Here is a 21,414-nt window from a genome sequence, read left to right as displayed (position 1 = left end):
CTTTTCCACAATCGCCTTACGGTCGATCGCGAGGGAAAATGCCCTGCGGATTTTCTCATTATTAAGCGGCTTTTTCTTCATATTAAAAATGAAAAAATATGGAGTTGCATCCGGGATACTTCTTGGGACGAAGACAGTCGGAAACAGGTCCAAAATCTGCTGATTCTGAAGGCAATGGAATTACAAGAAAGAAGCTGATACTCAATGTCTGAGATTTGGAAACCAATTGTAGTGTATGAGGACCGTTATGCAGTCAGCAATTACGGCAGGGTAAAGAGTTTAAAGCGCGTGATCGTTAACCGCCGGGGAGTTCGATGGAGGCGAACGGAAGAGGGGAGGGGCTTCTCACTTTTAAAATTTTTTCATCCAAAGATAGAAATGCGGTGAAAAAATGTACAAAACAACGGAGAGAAGAAAATACGAAATTCAGGTTACCTACTCAGACAACCGGAACACATACGATATCAATATCTGGAAAGGTCGTTCACAGAAAATGGTGTTTGGCTGGATCAGGAACATTGATCCTATCTTGTGTGAAGGTAATGTTCCGCTTTGATCCATCCCATTGAAAAAGCACGTGAACTTATCCGCAATTGGGAACGTGCCGAAAATCAGATTGAAGATTTGGAGCAAATTGATGGTCAAGTCTTGGATTTAAGTGAACCAATTGAATTGATTCCGGTACCTGAACCAAAGAAACAACAACCTAAATTTGAAGACTATGATGATTATTTGCGGATCTATGAAAATGGCCAGCTTGTCAAACAAATCAAAGATCCTGATTGGACCGAAGCGGAATAAATCGCGAAAGGATGATACTTGTGATTCCAGAAGAGTATGAAAGGGAATGGCGAGAGGTAGAGGCAAAGGCAAAAGCTCAATTTATCAAGGAAAACAAACCCCTTATTCCTTCAGGGTTCTGGCTGCTTTGCGGACTCTTCTTCCTTGTCTGGTATGTAGTCGGCATATACGACCAAAACAATGTGGAGCGCGCTAACCTTATAAAATACGTCAAAGAACAAACAAATAGCTACCCGAAATAAATCGGGAAAATGGGGGTGAAAGGTACGAAGTTTGTGGTAGGGACTTTGGCAGGGAATTTGAGTTAGAACCGGAGGTGGGTTGAATGTTGTTGCTAATGATGTCTCGTCGGGGACGAGGTGAAAAAGGAGATTGAAGAAATTCAATCGGAGATTCAAGATCTCCGGCTTGAACTCTTACTCTCGGAAGATGATGAAACTAGGAAGCAACTGTACAAAAAGCTACGACTCCTCAACAAGAAGAAGTTGGAGAAACAGTATGATTTGTCTGATGTCGAATGGCAAATCAGGAAGAATGTAAATCGAGCGGTTGTTTGGGAAAGTGATTTACCATTGATCTGGTCAAAAATAATCGAAAAGGTGATAAGAAATGGAGATTAAAATTCCTAAAATTCATGGTTTGTCAAGGTTCGACTATAGAGTGGGATACAAAATCAAAGGCCCTGGTCTAGGGACAGGGAAAGTCTATTCCACTGGTGTCATGGCTAATTCAGTTAGAGAAGCTTTAGAAAAGGTAAAGAGGCAGGTAGCGAGGACTAAGCATGAGAATCCAATCCTCGAAAACTCTTGGCAAACCGTTGAGTTGTGGGCTTGTATGTTCTTTTGAATGATCATCGAGACCTTTCCCTGAACGAAATCAGGTGGATTGCCGAAGGTCTCAAATGTTTAGGAAATAGAGGACCTAAGTTAAACAAACTAAGAGAGGAAATAGGGAAAATACTTAAGATTCTAGAGGATGCAGAGGTAGAGATGGCAAAACAAAAAGATAAAAGAACTATCATAGATGATATCCTAGATAAGGAAGCTCTGAAGCCTTTGAAGAAGGAACTCCCCCCTGATCGATTGAAAAAGCTGGTCTCCGAATTAAAGGAAAGTTAGGAAAATAACAGAAAACCAGAAACCCTTAAACTACTGTGCGAATTATCAAAACTGATCGAAGATTGCTGAGAAGAACGGGATAGCTTCAAGGATGTAGTTCACTTTGTTACGATATTTCGGAACCCAAGCGCTGGCGAAAAGTCTTTAAAATCATGAAAGGGATGGGTGATCACATTCAATACTCGGTTTTTATCTGCCAGTTGGCCGAACAGCAAAAAGTGGAAACTCAAATACCGATTGGACCAAGTGATTAACCATCGATAAGATCAAGTCATGTGTAGATATCGGAACAGCGACATCCGATCAGTTGGAAAAGAAAATTACTGTATTAGGCCGGGATTATGCACCAAGGGATTTACAGGCGTTGGTTTTTTAACCCAAGTGGTTTCCTATAACAGAAAAATGTTATAATACAAGTGCCTATAGGGCAAAAGTTTACTGTGCGTGTGCCGCTGACGATTCAGAGTCGTCACACCACAGAATTATTATATTCCAGTATGTACTCTTACCTTATTGATCTTGCTCCATGCAAGACCTTTAATCATGCAAAGGAACTATCGTATAACAATTCTTCTTAAAACACAAACTATACGTAATCGAGCACCTTCGTATGTCAAAAATAGTCTGCCTCGCTCGCAGTCCAGTTTTTTCAGGGATTTTCCAGTTTTTTTGTCTGTACACAAAAGCATATCTGAGGCTGGATTTTCACTGTTAGCCAAGTTGCCCGAAAATACCAGTCAAAACCGTTGTAAAAGCTGAGGTTTCGGGAACGGCTACCAAGGTACCACTGGAATCTATAGTGATTGGTATTCGAGAGGGTGAACCCCTCTTTTTTATTTTGCCTTTGAGACAGCGTTAGAGGCCCCTAGGATCCCCGTAGAGCGTTCAAATTTCGTTCCGAATGTCTAGGGGGGAGATAGGGGTAAGGTGAGTTATTGTGTGTAAAGGACAAATTTTCAGAGTTAGTGATCGGTGCATTTTTACTATTTTAATTTTACAGATATTTCTGTATAATTAAAGTATGAGAATTAAGAAAGGAGGGTATATCCTTGAGTTCTTTAGAGAAACTGAATAATTTAATTGATCAAATTAAAGATGCTGAGAGAAAATACTATAATTTAGAATACAAATATAATGAACTAACTAATAGACTCTCAATAGAAAAATCCAAGTTGTTAACACAGTTAAAGCTAAAAGGAAAAACTTTTGAAGAACGGAAAGCGGAGATTTTACCATATCTAGAATCTATAATGAAAGAGAAAACAGAACTTAAGCATAAGAAAAATTTGGCAAGAGTGGATTTGAATCACTTGAAAAGAAAATATCAAATGCTCTCCAATAATTCAGAGCAAGATAGCTATAAATACGAACAGCTAAAACTCCCTCTAGACACCTCTCCTTCACAAGACCCCATCTTAGACAAAAAGTAGCTTTTAAAAAGACATCATGGATTCAAAGAAGGAACTAAAAAATCGCGGGATGATCTAGTTAGCTGACACTAATCATCCCGCTTCTTACGTTTTTTTCCGCTTTCGTCTCCAGCATATCCAAGAACATATCAAAAAGTTTGTTGTACTCTTTTGCTTCCTCTTCTGTGATGACACCACGAAATGTAGGCGTTTTAATTTTGTGTATGTTAACAGATCTGGAACCTTTTATTTATACATTTCTAGTTTTTCTTTGATTTCTTAACCTTATTCTCAGTAAATTTCCAGTAGTCAATATTGAATAAGTTGTTTTTATCTTCGCCAATAAACATAAAGAAAATATTGTGGACCCCTTTAACGTTTTTTACATCAGTTTCCATTGGTTTCCATTTTCGTTCTCCGCCTGTACGCTTAACATCAAGAGTACCAATTACCTCACCAATTGGACTGTCCAAGCGTATTTCTATTTTACCTCTTACAGCTGATGCGATATTGGCTTCAAATGTCTTTGTTCCGTTTTCACCAAAGTCAACGTTTGACACAGCAAGCCAGTCCCCATTATTAATATCTGTAACATTTAGATTAAGACTTTCCAGCATGCTTCCTGGTGCTTCAGACTTTTCAGTGGAAATTCCTGCACTCCAAGCGATGGTCTCAGCTTCAGTACGCTTGTATGGATTAAGGTTCGCAACCTGAGATACACCTTCCATGTCAGCTTCAACCTCTTTTATAAATCCATTTTCATAGTACTCAACCTCATTAATATGGGTGGAACGATAACCTTTAACGTATCCTTTTGCTTTTCCAAGCGTTTGGGCATGGTATGTTATATACCACTGGTTATTGAATTCAAAGATAGCATGATGGTTATTTCCACCAACTTCAAAGAATTCATATGGGTTTTTTAAGATAGTTCCAACATAAGTGAAGGGGCCCATCGGTTTGTCACTTACCATGTAAGCAATTTCACCCTTGCCCGGTGTCCCCTCTGGGTGTATACCGGAAAAGTTAGAACAATATGAGTAATAGTATTTACCATTATATTTGTGGATACCTGAATCCTCAAAATGGAATGGAGAATCAATTAATTTTGCTTCTCCTTCTGTGTGAATCATATCCTCACTTAATTTAATAACCCTTGCAGTTTTTGGATTTGCAATTTGCTCTTGTGACGGATTTGAACCACCAGGTATCCCTCCACCGAAGTATAAATAGCCTGTTCCATCATCATCAACCAATACTGCGGGGTCAAAAATCCATACTACACCATCAGTTCCTGGAGTATCCCTGTCGATTACAGGTTCACCTAGCGGATCTGTCCAGGGTCCAATAGGGCTGTCTGCTGTTAGGACACCAATATTTGATGCATTGTTTGAGAAATAGAGAAAGAATTTGTCCTTGCCATTAATCTTTTTATGTGCAACTGCCGGAGCCCAAGAATTATTTGCCCATTTTGCGATACCATCTGGCCCCGCAATAGGGATTTCTCCGTGGTCTGTCCAGTTGATCATATCAGCGGATGAGATAACGGTTATCGACTTAATCTGACTATACGTATTATCAATAATATTTCCGTCTTGATCATATTCATATGCGTCACTTGTCATATAAATATAGACTCTTCCTTCATGAACAATCGCATATGGGTCTGCCCCATATTTATGGCTGATAAGGGGATTAGCATACCCTGGAATTTTTGCAAGTGCTTCCGTATCCAGTTGTTTTAACCCAATGTTTGCCACAGCATCGTGAACATCATATACAACATTTCCGCCATCAACATTTATATAATCTGTTCTAATTTCATCTGTTCGGTCAGATGGAACAAAATCATCAACTTTAAAATTAATTGTTGCAAACAAATTAGAAGAATGATTTGAGAAATTAACATCATCACCTGATACATTTAGCTGCAACCGATTATTGGAGAACGTATACGAGCTATCTCCATCAATATTTTCAGAATTAAATTCCACGCCAGTTACGGTAAGATTCTCTGGTATGTTGAAGGATGCCGAAATAGATGAGTATTCTCCTTCTGGCAATGCATCCATTTTTACTGGAACTTTAAACTTAATGTTTGGGGCACCGACAACATCAGAAACATCTTCTAGATACGCCTTTAGGATTGTTGCAGATGTATCTGTTCCCGTTAGCTTGTCGTCTATTCTGAAGTAATCAAAATCAACAAACCCACCTGTTGTTTTTGTTGCGTAATTGAACAGAGCAAAGCGATATCCCATAAAATGAGGTATTGTATAGGTCATTTGAAGGGTGTTCCCTATCGCTGTCCATTCAACGCCGTTAAGACTGTAATAGAAATATGCTTTATCTGTCTTATTTTTATAATCAAAGTCAATTTTAAAATATACTCTGTCTTGAGTGATAGGAATACTTTCTATTTCCTGCGGTGATCCAGAACTGCCATTCACCATAACAATAGATTTAGAACCTCCAGACATTTTTACACCAACGAATCCGTAGTTTTTTTGGAATGCTGCGAGGCCTGCAAAATCTCCATCTTTCATATTGCTTATATCCATTGCAGTATATCCTGAGCATTCTGGTCCAAATGTTCTTTGGGTAAGTGTGTTTCTGGCATCTAGAATATTTGTGCTCTTTCGTCCGTTAGTAAGCCTTAAATATCCTGGGCGCTCGGTAAGAGACCAATTATTATTGTCAGGATTATGGTTCCACTGCCACACTAACGAAAGATTTGATCCGTTGTAATCGTTTTCTCCATTTGTCTTAGTCTTTGTATGGTACGCTGAAATCTTCTTTGATCCCTGATAAAACTCATCAGAGGATACAATGGAATTTTTAAGATTCGTATCCCCAGCCGGAATACGTATTTCTTGAGGAACTTTACCATCCTCCCCGAATATTGGCCACCCATCTTCCCATGAAACTGGAACCAGAAACGGTATTCGTCCTACTGACCCGTGATCTTGGAACAAAAAAGCATACCAATCCCCATCGACCGTATCAATAATCCCTCCTTGCGCAATACCGGAATCATCCAGGGCAATTCTTCCTTCATATTCACCGTCTATACTATCTGCTCGAAATACTAATTGAGTCCGACTACCTCCCTTTGGCCATGTTATGAGGAATACATAATATTTACCGTTAATTTTTAGGACATGCGAACCTTCAGCAGGAAGACCAACGTTAGGACCTGCAACTAGACTTGCATCAGGAATGATTACTTTATTAAGACCCCCTTCTTTGATCGCTGTTGCATCTGAAGTAAGTTCGATCACTCTAATGTCGCCACTGCCATAAACCATATATACATGCCCATCATCAAACAGCAAAGACGGGTCGTGATAAAGACCATCCAGTGTTGATTTTGTCCATTTGCCATTTTCTATATCGCTGGTTTGAAAAATATATGTTTTGCCGGTAGTATTGGAAGCAAACGCCACATAAAAGGTGCCGTTATGATATCTAAGGCTGCTTGCCCATGACCCTGCTCCATATTCATTTTGCCCATTCCTAAGGGCTTGTTTGTCACCATCATCAAGTATATCGTAAACATAGTTGACGATTTCCCAATTTACGAGATCCTTCGATTTCATGATCGGAACACCAGGATTCATATGCATCGTCGTACTGGTCATATAATAAACATCCCCTACCCTGATAACATCAGGATCTGGAACATCAGCCCATATAACTGGATTCTCAAATGATTCAGAATCTTGTTGAGCGAATAAAGTCAAACTCGGTACTAGATTCCATAATAGTGTAGATATTAACAGAGGTACTAATAGCTTTTTTTTCATCATTTTACATCCCCTCACCATAAATTACTAATACTACTGCGGACAAGACCCATTCCGGCCGGCTAATTGCACCCAACGGTTTTCTTTGTTTAATTTTCCACCGGAATTTGAAGGTAGTATGAAGGTGTCGGCGCTGGCACTCTATCATCACAAAGAGAACAAGACAAAGACAAGTACAAGATCTTTGCAAGATATCTTCACAAGATAGCGAGTGAAAAGGCCACTTCGAATACAGTCGGCTTAGCGCAACCCACTATGTGTAGGTGCAGAGAACAATTAGGGAATTGGCTGACACTATTATACACATTTTTAGAAAAAAGGGGTACTATAGAAAAATTACTAAAAAAAGGACTGGCCAGATTAATTGAACCTAAGAAAGTGGTCAAACATATAGGAAAATACCGAGATCTTCAGGAAGAAGCAAAGAAGAAGATTGGTATTTCGGCTGATGCTGAGTAGTTAGTAGAGGTCATTTCAATTGGAATACCTCACATATACAACTCTCCATCCTTGCGCTCCATAGTCATTTACCATTTCCAGATGTTTTAACTTAATCGTTTTATATTCATACATTTATCAACCATCTCCAAAGGAATTTATCTAATTTTTACGAGAGAATATTCGTTTTTAACAAGCTGGAATCCTGCTTTCCATGTAAAAACTTGTTTTTCTAATCAAGACACTCGGCTGAAAGATACGATATGTGACAGCTTGAGGACGACGGAGAGAGTTGGCGAGCGGAGGAGGACGATAAGATGGAATCATATCGTGAGATTATTGACAAACCCTGCCCCAAACAAGGTTTGGTGTGCTGGGTTTACTTGTAAAATAAAAAATGAAGGGAAAATAAAGAAGTAGGATGATGGCCCTTGCCCCTCTTCTAGAGGAGCAAGGCTATTTTCTTGATGTTTTGGCACACGGCAGTCAGGAGGCATTGCTCCATTACTTTGGAGAGCCCCCTCATGCGTGCGTATCTTAAACCATGTAATTCTTTAGCATCCGCAAAACTATGTTCAATGGGTTTATACAGAAGTTTGCCTCGCTCACTGAATCGGTTTTGTCGAACCCATTCTTTTGCATCTTCCCAAACATGACGGGAGATCGTTTTTATTTTTACACGAGAATGTGTGCATCGGTTTAACAACGGACAATCGGTGCAGGTACGAGGATCAGATTTATATTCACGGTATCCCTGTCGGTTCGTTGTACGGTAAGTTAAATTATGTTTTGCCGGGCAAACATAGACATCACGATCAGGATCATATTTAAACTGCCACTTGTGAAATAGCCCTTTTTCAGGGCGAAAACGGCGATGGGCAATCACAGCAAAAATATTTTTTCTTTAAGAGCATGACAAATAGGGCTCGTTAAATAACCAGCATCTAATGCGATCGCTTCAGGTTGAAAGCCAAAACGAGCCAAATAAGGGCGAGAGTCATGAACATTTCCGGGTGTTACAAAACATCAGTAATCAGGTTGTGCCGACCATCGACAGCGCGATGGTCGAGATAGAAAAAGCCTTCGGGTTTTCCGTCCCGTACCATATATCCGCTTTCCGGATCAGTTGTACTTACACGACTTTCTTTTTCATTTACTGATATTTGGTCTTTTTTTAAACGGCTTTTTACCGTGTGCTTCACGATCTTGGTCAATGGCTTCGTATAATTCCTTCAAATAAGCTTGGGTTGATGAGGTTACCTTTTTATGAACAAACTTTCCTTTATTCCCATTTGCTTTGAGAAAGGTCGAATCAGTAAACAACTCTTTTCCATCGATCAATCCGTGACGGATGGCTTGCAAAACAATCTCATCAAAAACTTCTTGGAAGATTGTTGTTCCATTAAAGCTCCTGCGGCGATTTTGGCTAAAGGTTGTAGAGTGAGGAACAGGATCTGTTAAAGAGAGTCCCACAAACCAACGATAAGCCACGTTGACACGAATTTCTTCAATAAGTCGGCGTTTGGAACGAATGCCAAATAAGTAACCAATGAACAACATTTTAAACAACATGACTGGATCTACACATGGACGACCATTGTTCTCACAATACAATGATCATGTTTTTTCTGCGATGAACGAAAAGTCAATCGTTGCATCGATTTTCCGTAACAAATGATCTCTAGGAACCAGTTCTTCAATGTTTACAAACTCAAAACCACCTTGGCGATGAGAATTTGTTTGAAACATAGTCAAAACTCCGTTCTTTTGTAGGGTTCCTATTTATTTCGACAAAAAAGACCACTGACCTTTTACTTTGTCAGCAGTCTCGAGCGGGGAATCCCCGCTTGAAAATCAATTTTACCAAAAACATTCAACTGTTTAAGGCCCAGGGGATCAGGATCTCTGGGGCCTTAAAGTTATTTTAACCTCTGTTTGGTCATATTGCCTATTCCTCGATATAAGCGTATTTAAACGTGGTTCCATCCGGATTATGTTTGACGTTTTTCACCTTGTCTTTTTTCATGGTGATTGATGAATAGTAATAGATAGGAGCGATCGGCATTTCTTTCATGAGCAGGGCTTCCGCCTGATGCAAGGTTTCCATTCGCACTTTTTGGTCTGCCGTGCTTTTCGCTTTTGCGATTAAGGAATCATACTCTGTGTTGCTCCAATAACTGCTGTTGCTGTCCCCGCCGGTGAGATAAAGATCCAGGAAGGACATCGGATCGAGATAGTCAGCACCAATTCCCATGCGGGCAATGACAAAATCGCCTTTATCAATACGGTCAAGGAACACTTTAAGTTCGGAATTACGCAACTGTACGTCCACACCCAAATTCTTTTTCCACATCTGTTGCACCGTTTCGGCGATTTTCTTATGCAGTTCACCGGTATTGTAATCAAAGGTGATTTCGGGCAACTCGGTGATTCCTTCTTCTTTCATCCCTTCCTCAAGCAATCTTTTGGCTTCCTCCGCTTTGGCTGTCTCTGGTACATAAGCCGGATGCGCGTCAGTAAAATCCTTATTGGCCGCCGGATCGGGGATTCCCCACGGAACCAGTCCGGTGGCTACTTTTTGCCCTCCCTGGGCGACCTTTTCCACAATCGCCTTACGGTCGATCGCGAGGGAAAATGCCCTGCGGATTTTCTCATTATTAAGCGGCTTTTTCTTCATATTAAAAATGAAAAAATAAGGAGTTGTATCCGGGATACTTTTGGCTTTGCCTTCTTTTAAAAGCTGGGGTGTCAAATCTGCCGGGATCGAGTTGCCAGCAATATAATCTGCTTGATTGGATAAAAACATCTGGTAAGCCGTTTGGGCTGAATTAACAAAAGGAAGATTGATTTGTTTTAATCTTACTTTCCCTTTATCCCAGTAGTTTTCATTTTTAACCAGTTCTATTTTTTGATCATGAATCCAGGTTTTTATCTTAAATGGGCCGTTGCTCACATAGGTATCCGCGTTTTTGGCCCAATTTGGATCACTTTCCACCACTTTTTTGTTCAGAGGAAAATAGGCGGGAGTAGAAGTAAGACTTAGGAAATAAGGGACCGGCTGCTCGAGATTGACAACAAGAGTATCATCACTGGTTGCTTTCACTCCCACTTCTTCTGCTTTTGCCTTTCCTTGCTGATATTTCTCGCCATTTTTTAAATAAAACAATTGATAAGCATATTCCGCCCGCCCCTTGTTTTTGGAGTCTAACATTCTTTTCCAGGCAAATTCAAAGTCATGGGCAGTGAGCGGGTCCCCATTGCTCCATTTCGTTGGCCGCAGTTTAAAAGTATAAACGAGCCCGTCTTCGCTGACAGTCCATTCTTTGGCAATCGCGGGTTGCGGTTGTGCTTTTTCATCAAGCGCGACTAATCCTTCCATGATACTCCGAAAAACTTCAAATGCAGCACTATCATCGGAAAAGGTAGGATCCATATTGGCCGGTTCACTGGTTACATTTCTGATGATAGTAAGCACCTGGTTTTTGTCTGCATTTGCTTTTTGCTGCTCAGAACAGGCGCTTGTAAAAATGAAGCATAAAACGATACTAACCAGTAACAGTTGCTTCATAACTTTTTTCATAGCACTCCCTCACCCCTGTGTATCAGATTTTGAATAAAAAATGATTTTTTTATTAAAGTTCCGCGTTTTATGTGAAAATCCCTTTAATTTATACTTTTGCTTTGTTCAACTTTTGTGGAGTAAACGGGCTTATAGAATCTTCGGCGGGAAGCAAATAAAATAAAGGTGAAAGCATTTTCAGGGCGGAAAGGATTTTTCCATGATTAAATTGTTGATTGCGGACCGTGATCCGAAAGAGAGAGAAGGATTAAAGTGGCTGGTTCAAGCCTACCCCATTCCCTTTGATCAGGTTGTTCTTGCCGGAAATATAATGGAATGCATCAGGTTGATTGAACGTGAGGTGCCTGATGTGTTGTGTATTGAGCTTGACATGATCCCCCGTTCAGACTGGGAAAATGTGAAAAAAAGAGTGCTTCATTATGTAAAAAAAGTAATCGGAATGACAGTGGAAGCCACTTTTGAACGAGCGATGCAAGCGATTGAACTTCACACTGTTGATTTATGGGTTAAACCGATTTCGCCTGACCGGATCAAACGAATGTTAAACCGCACTTACAAGCAGATCGCAGAGAGCCATACCGGTTCGGATTCCCGCATTCAACCCGCACATGCCCGGGTTTCTTATCAAACGCTGTTTTTGGATCAAAAATCATTCGGAGAAAATAGAAGCCTCATGCTAGTGCAACCGGAACATTCAAAATGCGTGCCGGTCCTCCAAGCCTTTTTGCAGGAATACCCTTTTCATGACCAGCCGGACTTATTTCCGGTCAGTGATGCAGTTGTCTGTGTTTTTCCACGGGTTTATGCGGATGAAAAAAAAGTTTTCCTGCAAGAAGGACATCGTTTGCTCAATGAATGGTCGGAACGTTATGAAGATCCTCTTTCTCTGGTTATCAACATCCATCGTGATCCGCTTTTATCCTTGCACCAAAAATACAGGTTGGCCGCCAAAGCATTGGAAATGCGTTTTTTTAAAGGGCATCGGCAAGTGATTTTCGTCGACGAACAGATGGATTGGACAGCCATCGATCCGTTTCTCTCAACAGATGAGCAAAGAGAGTGGTTAGAGATGCTGAACCGCTTTGATAAAGAAGGGATCAAAACATGGATGCACCAACAATTTTCTTATCGGGAGCCCCCGTTTCCCGACCCGGATTTGCTTAGGATTCGCTTGACAAGTATCCTGGCGCAATTGAGGAGATTTATGCAGTCTCACCGGCTTCATGAGGATTCCTCATTTGAATCGCATTACCATCGGGTATTTGCTTCTGTTCTCTACAGTCCGGTCCTGTTTCGGATTGTACAGGATATCTTATTATTTACCTATGATCTTCTGTGCGGCGCTGAAAGCCGACTCACAGATGCAAATTCCAATATTATTGAACAAGGGGTACAGTATGTAGAAAAACATTATCACAGACCAGATCTGAACTTGCCGCAAGTGGCCTGGCAGGTTGGAAGAAATCCTTCTTATTTCAGCCACTTGCTTACCACCAGAAAAGGAATTACTTTTCGCGAACTGGTAACAGAGATCCGGATTCGGCACGCTTGCCGCCTTTTAAAAGAAACAACCCTTTCCATCCAGGAAATTGGCAATCGGGTGGGATATAAAAATACAAACTACTTTAGCCGTGTGTTCAAAAGAACGAAAGGATGTTCTCCACGGGAGTACCGCCCCAAAAGAAATGAAAGAAAAACAAAATAAAGTTAAAAAACTGTTGAAAGCGTTGGCTTTCTCTTTTTTTGACCAAAAAAAGCCTCCTTTTTCAAATTTTATTTATCTATGAAGATTGTGTATGGTTCGATATACTCTATCTAGTCACAAAATCGTCACAGGATGGTGTGTGAAAAGATGAGCGGGAAAACTGGAGGACATCAGGTACGAGCTTATCGGGGCACGGATCTACATACACAGGGATGGATTCAGGAAGCGGCACTGCGAATGCTGATGAACAATCTGGACCCGGAAGTGGCTGAGTGCCCGGAGGAGTTAATTGTGTATGGCGGAATCGGAAAAGCGGCGCGCAATTGGGAGGCTTTTGATGCCATTGTCCAAACATTGATGAAGCTTGAGAATGATGAAACCATGCTGGTGCAATCCGGAAAACCGGTAGCGGTATTTAAAACACATGTGGATGCCCCGCGGGTCCTGATCGCCAATTCCAATCTGGTTCCTGCCTGGGCTACCTGGGATCACTTTCATGAACTGGATAAAAAGGGTCTGATGATGTACGGACAGATGACGGCGGGAAGCTGGGTATATATCGGCAGCCAGGGGATTGTGCAAGGTACTTATGAAACCTTTGCTGAATGTGCCCGGCAACATTTTGGCGGCAGCCTGCGCGGAACGATTACAGTGACTGCGGGGCTTGGGGGAATGGGAGGAGCCCAGCCTCTGGCGGTCACCTTAAATGATGGAGTGGTTATTGCGATTGAGGTGGACCCGGCACGAATCCAACGCCGTTTGGATACAAAATATCTGGATAAAATGACCGATCAACTGGACGAAGCGATGGTGATGGCACAGGCGGCCAAACAGGAAGGAAAACCGTTGTCGATCGGATTGCTGGGTAATGCCGCTGAAGTGTTGCCGCAGATGATTGAACAAGGGTTTATTCCGGATATTGTTACAGACCAAACCTCTGCCCATGATCCGTTAAACGGTTATTTGCCGCAGGGGATGTCTCTGCAAGAAGCGGCAGAGTTGCGGAAAACAAATCCGAAACGGGTGGAAGAGCAGGCCAAGCTCAGTATGGCCAACCATGTGAGAGCGATGTTAACCATGCAGGAAAAAGGAGCCGTTGCTTTTGACTATGGAAACAATATTCGTCAGGTGGCCAAAGATCAAGGGGTAAAAAATGCATTTCGTTTCCCCGGATTTGTACCGGCCTATATCCGGCCCCAATTTTGTGAAGGAAAAGGGCCTTTTCGTTGGATTGCCCTGTCTGGTGACCCGGAGGATATCTATAAAACAGATGAGGTTATTTTGCGCGAATTTAGTCAAAATAAACACCTGTGCCACTGGATTCGCATGGCTCGGGAGAAAATTGCCTTTCAGGGACTCCCGGCACGTATCTGCTGGTTAGGTTATGGCGAACGGGCCCGGTTTGGCAGGATTATCAATCAGATGGTTACCTCCGGAGAATTGAAAGCCCCCATTGTGATCGGCCGCGATCATCTTGATTCCGGATCGGTTGCTTCTCCAAACCGGGAAACCGAAGGGATGAAAGATGGCAGTGATGCCGTTGCCGACTGGCCGATTCTCAATGCGTTGATCAATGCGGTCGGGGGAGCCAGTTGGGTATCTGTCCATCATGGCGGGGGAGTGGGAATGGGTTACTCCCTTCATGCCGGGATGGTTATCGTAGCAGATGGCACAAAAGAGGCAGAAAAGCGCCTTGAACGTGTGCTCACGACCGATCCGGGCATAGGAGTTGCCCGCCACGCAGATGCGGGTTATGAGCTGGCTATTCAAACAGCTAGCAAGAAAGGTGTTCACATTCCGATGCTTCACAGGTAAGTCACCGATGATATTGTAAAATCAACGGGAATAGGGCAGAACACTTTTCAGCCTATTCCCGGAGTTGATAAGGAGGATTCCCTGTGCAACAAAAGCCGCTCTTTGTTCGCCATGCAGGACAACTGGTTACGTTGAAAGGCAGTTCAAGCAGCCCTCTTCGCAAGCAGACGATGAATGAATTGAAGATCATAGAAGATGGCAGTGTCTGGCTGGAGGATGGAGTTATTCAAAAAGTCGGAACAGATGAGGAATTAATCAGGCTTTATCAGAGCCGTTTACAAGAAGCAACCGTGATCGATGCAACTGGTAAGCTGGTGACTCCGGGACTCGTGGACCCGCATACCCATCTTGTTTATGCCGGAAGCAGGGAAAATGAATTTGGAATGCGGCTTCAGGGTGCCACCTATATGGAAATCATGAATGCCGGCGGAGGAATTCACGCGACAACAACTGCGACGCAACAAGCGGACAGTCAGCAGCTTTTTGCGGAAAGTAAACGGCGTCTGGATCAATTTCTGCAATATGGTGTAACAACTGTGGAAGCGAAAAGCGGTTATGGTTTATCACTGGAACATGAAATCAAACAATTGGAAGTAGCTCAACAATTGAATGAAAAACACGATGTTGATGTGGTGTCCACGTTTATGGGAGCGCATGCCGTACCTGTCCCATATAAAGAGAACCCGGAGAAATATGTGGACGAAGTTATCCATGAGATGATTCCCGAAGTGGCACGCCGCGGGTTAGCCGAATTTAATGATGTATTTTGCGAGCGGGGAGTGTTCACACCGGAACAGTCCAGGCGGATTTTGGAAGCGGGGCTGCAATACGGCCTTCATCCTAAAATTCATGCTGATGAAATTGAGCCTTACGGCGGAGCGGAACTGGCGGCCTCGGTCGGGTGCGTATCGGCAGATCACCTGCTGCGCGCGTCTGAGCAGGGAATTGAAGCGATGGCGGATCGGGGAGTTGTAGGAGTGCTGTTGCCGGGAACAGCCTTTTTCCTGATGGCTGAAATGGCTTCCGGGCGCAAAATGATTGATGCCGGAGTACCGGTTGCGTTATCGACGGATTGTAATCCCGGTTCTTCACCTACAGTTTCCCTGCCGTTAATCATGAACCTCGGATGCCTCAAACTGGGGATGACCCCGGCAGAAGTTTTAGCGGCTGTAACGATCAATGCGGCTCATGCCATCCGCCGCGGCCATGTGATCGGCAGCATTGAAGAAGGAAAGGCGGCTGACCTGATTATTTTTGATGTGCCAAATTATAAGAGCCTTGTATATTACTACGGGATCAACCATGTTCACACAGTTATCAAACGCGGAAAAGTGTTGATTCAGGATAAGAAAAGAAGTGAGTCCATTGGTTAGGTATCCTTATCCGATGTTACAACCCCCATCGTTTCAGTGGAATGTCCGCGACAAGACAAATGAGCCCAAAGTTCATGAATGGATTCAAACGCTTGATATGCAGTCCGGCGGCCCGGTTGATTGGTCAGGGATTGATGTCACCTTGCTGGGAATCCCTCTCTCCCGTTCTTCTATCAGTGCCTCTGCCGCCAGTGAAAACCCGGATGCCATGCGCAGGGGATGGAAATATTTTACAACCTATAACCTGGACGAGGATGTAGATTTATCCGTATTGCGGGTGGTTGATCTGGGAGATGTCAGGCAGCATGTCACCGATATCCCCACCTGCCATCGGAATATTATGGAGGCAATGGTTGCGATGCGCACCCATCATCCAAATACTTTCCCTCTCATGATCGGCGGGGATCATTCGATTACTGCGATGCTGGTCAGGGGATGGAAACAGGCTCATCCACAGGAACGAATCGGCATCCTTCAGTTGGATACCCATTTCGATCTTCGCAGTCTGGAAGACAACGGCCCCAGCAACGGCACTCCGATCCGAAACTTAATCGAAAGCGGCGTGGTCAAAGGGGAAGATGTTTATAATATCGGACTGCACGGTTTTTTTAACGCCAAGTCATTGAGAGATTACGCCCATCAAGCGGGCCTTCACTTTACCACTTTAAAAGCGGCACGCCGGATAGGAATCGACAATGTGATTCAAGATGCCTTACGGCAATTGAGCCGAAGAACTGACACCATATACTTAACGGTTGATATGGATGTGCTGGATATCAGTGTGGGACCGGGGGCACCTGCTTCAACCCCGGGGGGAATGCGAACAGATGAATTGTTTGAGGTGGTTCAACTGGCGGGTTCCTGCCCCAAAGTACGGGCGATGGACATTGTTTGCCTGGATCCGTATCAGGATATTGCCCGGTCGACTATCAAAGCAGGTGTTCATGTGATGCTTTCTTTTCTCACCGGGTTCGTGCAGCGAAAAATGCTACAGGTGGAGGGAGATGTGGAATGAGCAAGCCGGGGATGGGAATGCAACCGGGACCTAGCGTTAATCTGCCGGGCAATGTTGCCAGGTTTTTGATCTACAGTTTGATTGGAGTATTTATGTTTTTTGTACCTGTGTCCGTTGGCGGGAAGTCATCAATTCCGCTAGACCATTTGGTAACCTTTATTAACGGGTTTGTACCGTCCGCAGTCCCGGTCTATGCCCTGGCTGTTATTTTTGCGGGAGCTGTTTATCCGTTTGCGGTTGGTTCCTGGAATAAAAGCATGGTTGATCGCGTTTTCTCCTGTCTAAAGGTGGCCGGGTTTGCTGTTGCACTGATGATATATTTGCAAATCGGCCCCAAGTGGTTGTTTGAGCCGGACATGGGTCTGTTTCTTTTTCAAAAGTTGGTGATTCCAGTAGGTTTACTTGTTCCGCTGGGCTCTGTCTTTTTAGCGCTTCTGGTCAGTTACGGACTGCTGGAGTTTATCGGAGTCTGGATGAGGCCGATCATGACGCGTGTTTGGAAGACCCCCGGCCGGTCGGCCATTGATGCCGTTGCCTCCTTTGTGGGCAGCTATTCCATCGCTTTACTCATTACAAACCGTTTATTCAAGGAAGGCAAGTACACGATTAAAGAGGCAACCATCATTGCAACCGGGTTCTCAACCGTTTCTGCCACTTTTATGATCATTGTCGCCAAAACGCTTGGAATCATGCAATATTGGAATTTATATTTCTGGGTAGCTTTGATTGTCACCTTCCTTGTTACGGTGATCACGGTGCGGATCTGGCCGATTTCAGGAAAGAGCAATGCCTATATGACTGAAAAGGGAGAACCGGAGCCGGAGTCGAAAAAAGGGCTGTTGAAAAAATCATGGAAAGAAGCGATGCAGGCAGTGGAGCATGCACCTCCTTTAGCCAAAAATGTATGGAGTAATTTTAAGGACGGTTTTGTGATGACGATGGCAATTTTGCCTTCAATTATGTCCGTCGGATTCCTTGGGCTGGTTTTGGCCAAGTTTACCCCTGTTTTTGACGTACTTGGAATCATTTATTATCCGATCACCTGGTTATTGCAGATTCCGGAGCCGATGTTGGCGGCAAAGGCATCCGCGATTGAAATTGCCGAAATGTTTTTACCAGCTGTAATTGCCGCCAAAGCACCATTGGTGACCAGGTTTATCATTGGTGTCGTTTCCGTTTCCGCGATCTTGTTTTTCTCTGCCTCCATTCCCTGTATATTATCTACGGAGATCCCGCTTAATATCTGGGAGTTATTAGTCATTTGGGTGGAGCGTACAATATTTACGCTGATTCTTGTTACACCCATCGCCTTTTTGTTGCTCTGATTGATGGGCTATTGACTTGATAAGTCAGTAGCTTTTTCTGTGAAAGTGTCATTGAATAATAGAGCGGAGAAATTATATTTGCGGCAAGTGACTTACACCGCTACAAAACGAAGACCCACGGGGACAAGAAGTTCTAAGAGTTGAAAACTCCAGAGCTTCTATGTCGTAAAATATAATTTTGGGAGCGGGGGTCCAATCAGATAACTTTCATCCCGAAGTTGTACCGGTAAGCCATAAGGGTTGTAAAAGTGTATATCAGTGTGGGGGGAAGACAGCATTCTGTCTCGCTCCCGATCAGCGCCCAACAAGGAAGTAGAGAAGGGCACTCCAAAAACTACACAAGGGGCATAGGTATAAGGCAGGGAAGAGTTGCCTCGATTTTTCCCTTGTTCTGTTTTCCCGCTGGGTCGATATCGGCAAAAGGTTACTCCCCAGAATTCTGCTTCCCCGGAATAATTAAAACTCTAATCTCTGGGTTTGTTTAGCAGCCTTTTTTTGTTTAACCCTCACACACTTTCGCAGAAAAACAAGTATATTAAAATTCCAGATAAAAAGTATAAAAAAAGGGTTGCATTGTTTTTTTGTATGTGCTATATTATTTCTTGTCGCTGCGGTGAGCGGTGAACGCAAACGAAACAAACGCACCTTGAAAATTAGATATGGAATAAAGCAAATGACACACTTGGTCAAGTATGTCAAGTTGCATTCACCGGAGAAGTGAAAACCGAGTCCCACAGGGACAAGTAGGATAAGCTACTAAGGGCACACGGAGGATGCCTTGGCGCCAGGAGCCGATGAAGGACGGGACGAACACCGATATGCTTCGGGGAGCTGTAAGTAAGCGTCGATCCGGAGATTTCCGAATGGGGCAACCCACTGGCTGGAAGAGCCAGTACCGCCGCCTGAATCCATAGGGCGGCCGGAGGCAGACCAGGGGAACTGAAACATCTTAGTACCCTGAGGAAGAGAAAGCAAAAGCGGGCCCCGCGAAAGTAATACTTTCGTGGGTGCTAAAAGCGATTCCCCCAGTAGCGGCGAGCGAAAAGGGAACAGCCCAAACCGCCGGCTTTTTGCCGGCGGGGTTGTAGGGCGTCTCACACGGAGTTACAAAAGCACGGGGTAAGTGAAGTGGTTCTGGAATGACCCGCCACAGACGGTAACAGCCCGGTAACTGAAACCCCCTGCTCTCCGAGACGGACCCTGAGTACCGCGGGACACGTGAAACCCCGCGGGAATCCGGGAGGACCACCTCCCAAGGCTAAATACTCCCTGGCGACCGATAGTGAACCAGTACCGTGAGGGAAAGGTGAAAAGCACCCCGGAAGGGGAGTGAAACAGAACCTGAAACCGTGTGCTTACAATCAGTCGGAGCATCTGTAAGATGTGACGGCGTGCCTTTTGTAGAATGAACCGGCGAGTAACGGTTGCGTGCAAGGTTAAGGTGAAAAGCCGGAGCCGCAGCGAAAGCGAGTCTGAACAGGGCGATCCAGTACGCAGCCGTTGACCCGAAACCGGGTGATCTACCCATGTCCAGGGTGAAGTGGCGGTAACACGCCATGGAGGCCCGAACCCACTGGTGTTGAAAAACCAGGGGATGAGGTGTGGGTAGGGGTGAAATGCCAATCGAACCCGGAGATAGCTGGTTCTCCCCGAAATAGCTTTAGGGCTAGCCTCGGAGATTGAGTCATGGAGGTAGAGCACTGATTGGGCTAGGGGCCCTCCACGGGTTACCGAACTCAGTTAAACTCCGAATGCCATCGACTCTCACTCCGGGAGTCAGACTGCGAGTGCTAAGATCCGCAGTCAAAAGGGAAACAGCCCGGACCACCAGCTAAGGTCCCCAAGTGACCGTTCAGTGGAAAAGGATGTGGAGTTGCCCAGACAACCAGGATGTTGGCTTAGAAGCAGCCATCATTCAAAGAGTGCGTAATAGCTCACTGGTCAAGTGACTCTGCGCCGAAAATGTAACGGGGCTAAACGGTCCACCGAAGCTGTGGATGGTGCCGCATTCACTCTGTCTTTGAAGGAATGAACGGATATTTCCGTTCATTCGCCGAAAACAACCTTGATCTTTCTTCAAGTTTTCAGCGAAATGCCTTTGGCTAAACGGCGTCTCTTTCAAAGCTGGAGTGAATGCGGCACGATGGTAGGGGAGCGTTCCAAGGGCATCGAAGCCCGCTCGTGAGAGCGGGTGGAGCGCTTGGAAGTGAGAATGCCGGTATGAGTAGCGAAAAGAGGGGTGAGAATCCCCTCCACCGAAAGCCTAAGGTTTCCTGAGGAAGGTTCGTCCGCTCAGGGTTAGTCGGGACCTAAGCCGAGGCCGAAAGGCGTAGGCGATGGACAACAGGTGGAAATTCCTGTACCACCCGCTTCCGTTTGTACGATGGGGGGACGCAGGAGGGTAGAGAATCGCGCGGCTGGAAGAGCGCGTCCAAGCAGTGAGGCTGAAGAAACAGGCAAATCCGTTTCTTCTTCAAGCCAGGCTGTGACGGCGAGGGAAATGATGAGTACCGAAGTTCTTGATCTCACACTGCCAAGAAAAGCCTCTAGGAGGAAGCAGGTGCCCGTACCGCAAACCAACACAGGTAGGCGAGGAGAGAATCCTCAGGTGCTCGGGAAAACTCTCGTTAAGGAACTCGGCAAAATGACCCCGTAACTTCGGGAGAAGGGGTGCCCCGTTAGGGTGTATGCCCGAGGGGGCCGCAGTGAAGAGGCCCAGGCGACTGTTTAGCAAAAACACAGGTCTCTGCGAAGCCGCAAGGCGATGTATAGGGGCTGACGCCTGCCCGGTGCTGGAAGGTTAAGGGGAAGGGTTAGCTAACGCAAAGCTCTGAACCGAAGCCCCAGTAAACGGCGGCCGTAACTATAACGGTCCTAAGGTAGCGAAATTCCTTGTCGGGTAAGTTCCGACCCGCACGAAAGGCGTAACGATCTGGGCGCTGTCTCAACGAGAGACCCGGTGAAATTGTACTGCCAGTGAAGATGCTGGCTACCCGCGACAAGACGGAAAGACCCCGTGGAGCTTTACT

The 21,414-nt window shown here is 44.4% G+C and carries 14 protein-coding genes, 1 rRNA gene and 2 pseudogenes; 13 read left to right on the top strand and 4 right to left on the bottom strand.

The features are described from left to right. Window positions 1-99, bottom strand: a pseudogene (locus I8U27_RS19415) (ABC transporter substrate-binding protein); the annotation flags it as partial. A 105-nt stretch (window positions 100-204) separates the two neighbouring features. Between I8U27_RS19415 and I8U27_RS19410 the strand changes: the two are divergent. The 7 genes from I8U27_RS19410 (at window position 205) to I8U27_RS19380 (ending at window position 3,349) form a co-directional block, all read left to right on the top strand. Beyond that, on the top strand, window positions 205-387 hold the full coding sequence (locus I8U27_RS19410; RefSeq protein ID WP_181755012.1) for an NUMOD4 domain-containing protein: 183 nt from the start codon (window positions 205-207) through the stop codon (window positions 385-387). 165 nt (window positions 388-552) lie between these two features. Continuing rightward, on the top strand, window positions 553-801 hold the full coding sequence (locus I8U27_RS19405) for a hypothetical protein (RefSeq protein ID WP_181755014.1): 249 nt from the start codon (window positions 553-555) through the stop codon (window positions 799-801). A 20-nt stretch (window positions 802-821) separates the two neighbouring features. Next, complete coding sequence (locus I8U27_RS19400; RefSeq protein WP_181755016.1) at window positions 822-1,043, top strand: hypothetical protein; 222 nt, start codon at window positions 822-824, stop codon at window positions 1,041-1,043. A 117-nt stretch (window positions 1,044-1,160) separates the two neighbouring features. Next, complete coding sequence (locus tag I8U27_RS19395) at window positions 1,161-1,421, top strand: hypothetical protein (RefSeq protein WP_181755018.1); 261 nt, start codon at window positions 1,161-1,163, stop codon at window positions 1,419-1,421. A gap of 222 nt (window positions 1,422-1,643) precedes the next feature. Continuing rightward, window positions 1,644-1,919, top strand: a complete 276-nt coding sequence (locus tag I8U27_RS19390) for a hypothetical protein (protein ID WP_181755020.1) — start codon at window positions 1,644-1,646, stop codon at window positions 1,917-1,919. A 113-nt stretch (window positions 1,920-2,032) separates the two neighbouring features. Beyond that, window positions 2,033-2,173, top strand: a complete 141-nt coding sequence (locus I8U27_RS19385; protein WP_181755028.1) for a CRISPR-associated endonuclease Cas2 — start codon at window positions 2,033-2,035, stop codon at window positions 2,171-2,173. A 795-nt stretch (window positions 2,174-2,968) separates the two neighbouring features. Continuing rightward, a complete protein-coding gene (locus I8U27_RS19380; protein ID WP_181755022.1) occupies window positions 2,969-3,349 on the top strand; it encodes a hypothetical protein in 381 nt (126 codons plus the stop codon). 239 nt (window positions 3,350-3,588) lie between these two features. Here the strand turns inward: I8U27_RS19380 and I8U27_RS19375 are convergent, their stop codons facing one another. From I8U27_RS19375 to I8U27_RS19365, 3 genes and pseudogenes are all read right to left on the bottom strand, one after another. Further along, window positions 3,589-7,134 (bottom strand): family 43 glycosylhydrolase, encoded by a 3,546-nt coding sequence (locus I8U27_RS19375; RefSeq protein ID WP_181755024.1) that lies wholly within the window; start codon window positions 7,132-7,134, stop codon window positions 3,589-3,591. An 880-nt stretch (window positions 7,135-8,014) separates the two neighbouring features. Beyond that, window positions 8,015-9,321, bottom strand: a pseudogene (locus tag I8U27_RS19370) (IS1182 family transposase). A 199-nt stretch (window positions 9,322-9,520) separates the two neighbouring features. After that, window positions 9,521-11,152: a peptide ABC transporter substrate-binding protein gene (locus tag I8U27_RS19365; RefSeq protein WP_198065916.1), complete on the bottom strand. Its 1,632-nt coding sequence runs from the start codon at window positions 11,150-11,152 to the stop codon at window positions 9,521-9,523. A gap of 199 nt (window positions 11,153-11,351) precedes the next feature. On the opposite strand from I8U27_RS19365, the gene I8U27_RS19360 reads away from it, so the two are divergent. From I8U27_RS19360 to I8U27_RS19335, 6 genes are all read left to right on the top strand, one after another. Continuing rightward, window positions 11,352-12,857: a helix-turn-helix domain-containing protein gene (locus I8U27_RS19360; protein ID WP_181755006.1), complete on the top strand. Its 1,506-nt coding sequence runs from the start codon at window positions 11,352-11,354 to the stop codon at window positions 12,855-12,857. 147 nt (window positions 12,858-13,004) lie between these two features. Continuing rightward, complete coding sequence (hutU, locus tag I8U27_RS19355) at window positions 13,005-14,672, top strand: urocanate hydratase (RefSeq protein WP_181755003.1); 1,668 nt, start codon at window positions 13,005-13,007, stop codon at window positions 14,670-14,672. 83 nt (window positions 14,673-14,755) lie between these two features. Further along, window positions 14,756-16,045 (top strand): imidazolonepropionase, encoded by a 1,290-nt coding sequence (hutI, locus tag I8U27_RS19350; RefSeq protein WP_181755001.1) that lies wholly within the window; start codon window positions 14,756-14,758, stop codon window positions 16,043-16,045. Window positions 16,046-16,058: 13 nt separating this feature from the next. After that, complete coding sequence (locus I8U27_RS19345; RefSeq protein WP_181755010.1) at window positions 16,059-17,060, top strand: agmatinase family protein; 1,002 nt, start codon at window positions 16,059-16,061, stop codon at window positions 17,058-17,060. Next, window positions 17,057-18,385, top strand: a complete 1,329-nt coding sequence (locus tag I8U27_RS19340) for a YjiH family protein (RefSeq protein WP_181754999.1) — start codon at window positions 17,057-17,059, stop codon at window positions 18,383-18,385. Before I8U27_RS19345 ends, I8U27_RS19340 begins: the two co-directional genes overlap by 4 nt. Before the next feature lie 746 nt (window positions 18,386-19,131). Next, window positions 19,132-21,414, top strand: a 23S ribosomal RNA gene (locus I8U27_RS19335); the annotation flags it as partial.

The organism is Paenactinomyces guangxiensis, from assembly GCF_016055185.1.
Taxonomy (GTDB): domain Bacteria; phylum Bacillota; class Bacilli; order Thermoactinomycetales; family Thermoactinomycetaceae; genus Paenactinomyces; species Paenactinomyces guangxiensis.
The sequence above is the reverse complement of the archived record's forward strand: the minus strand, read 5'-3'. Positions and strand labels throughout refer to the sequence as shown.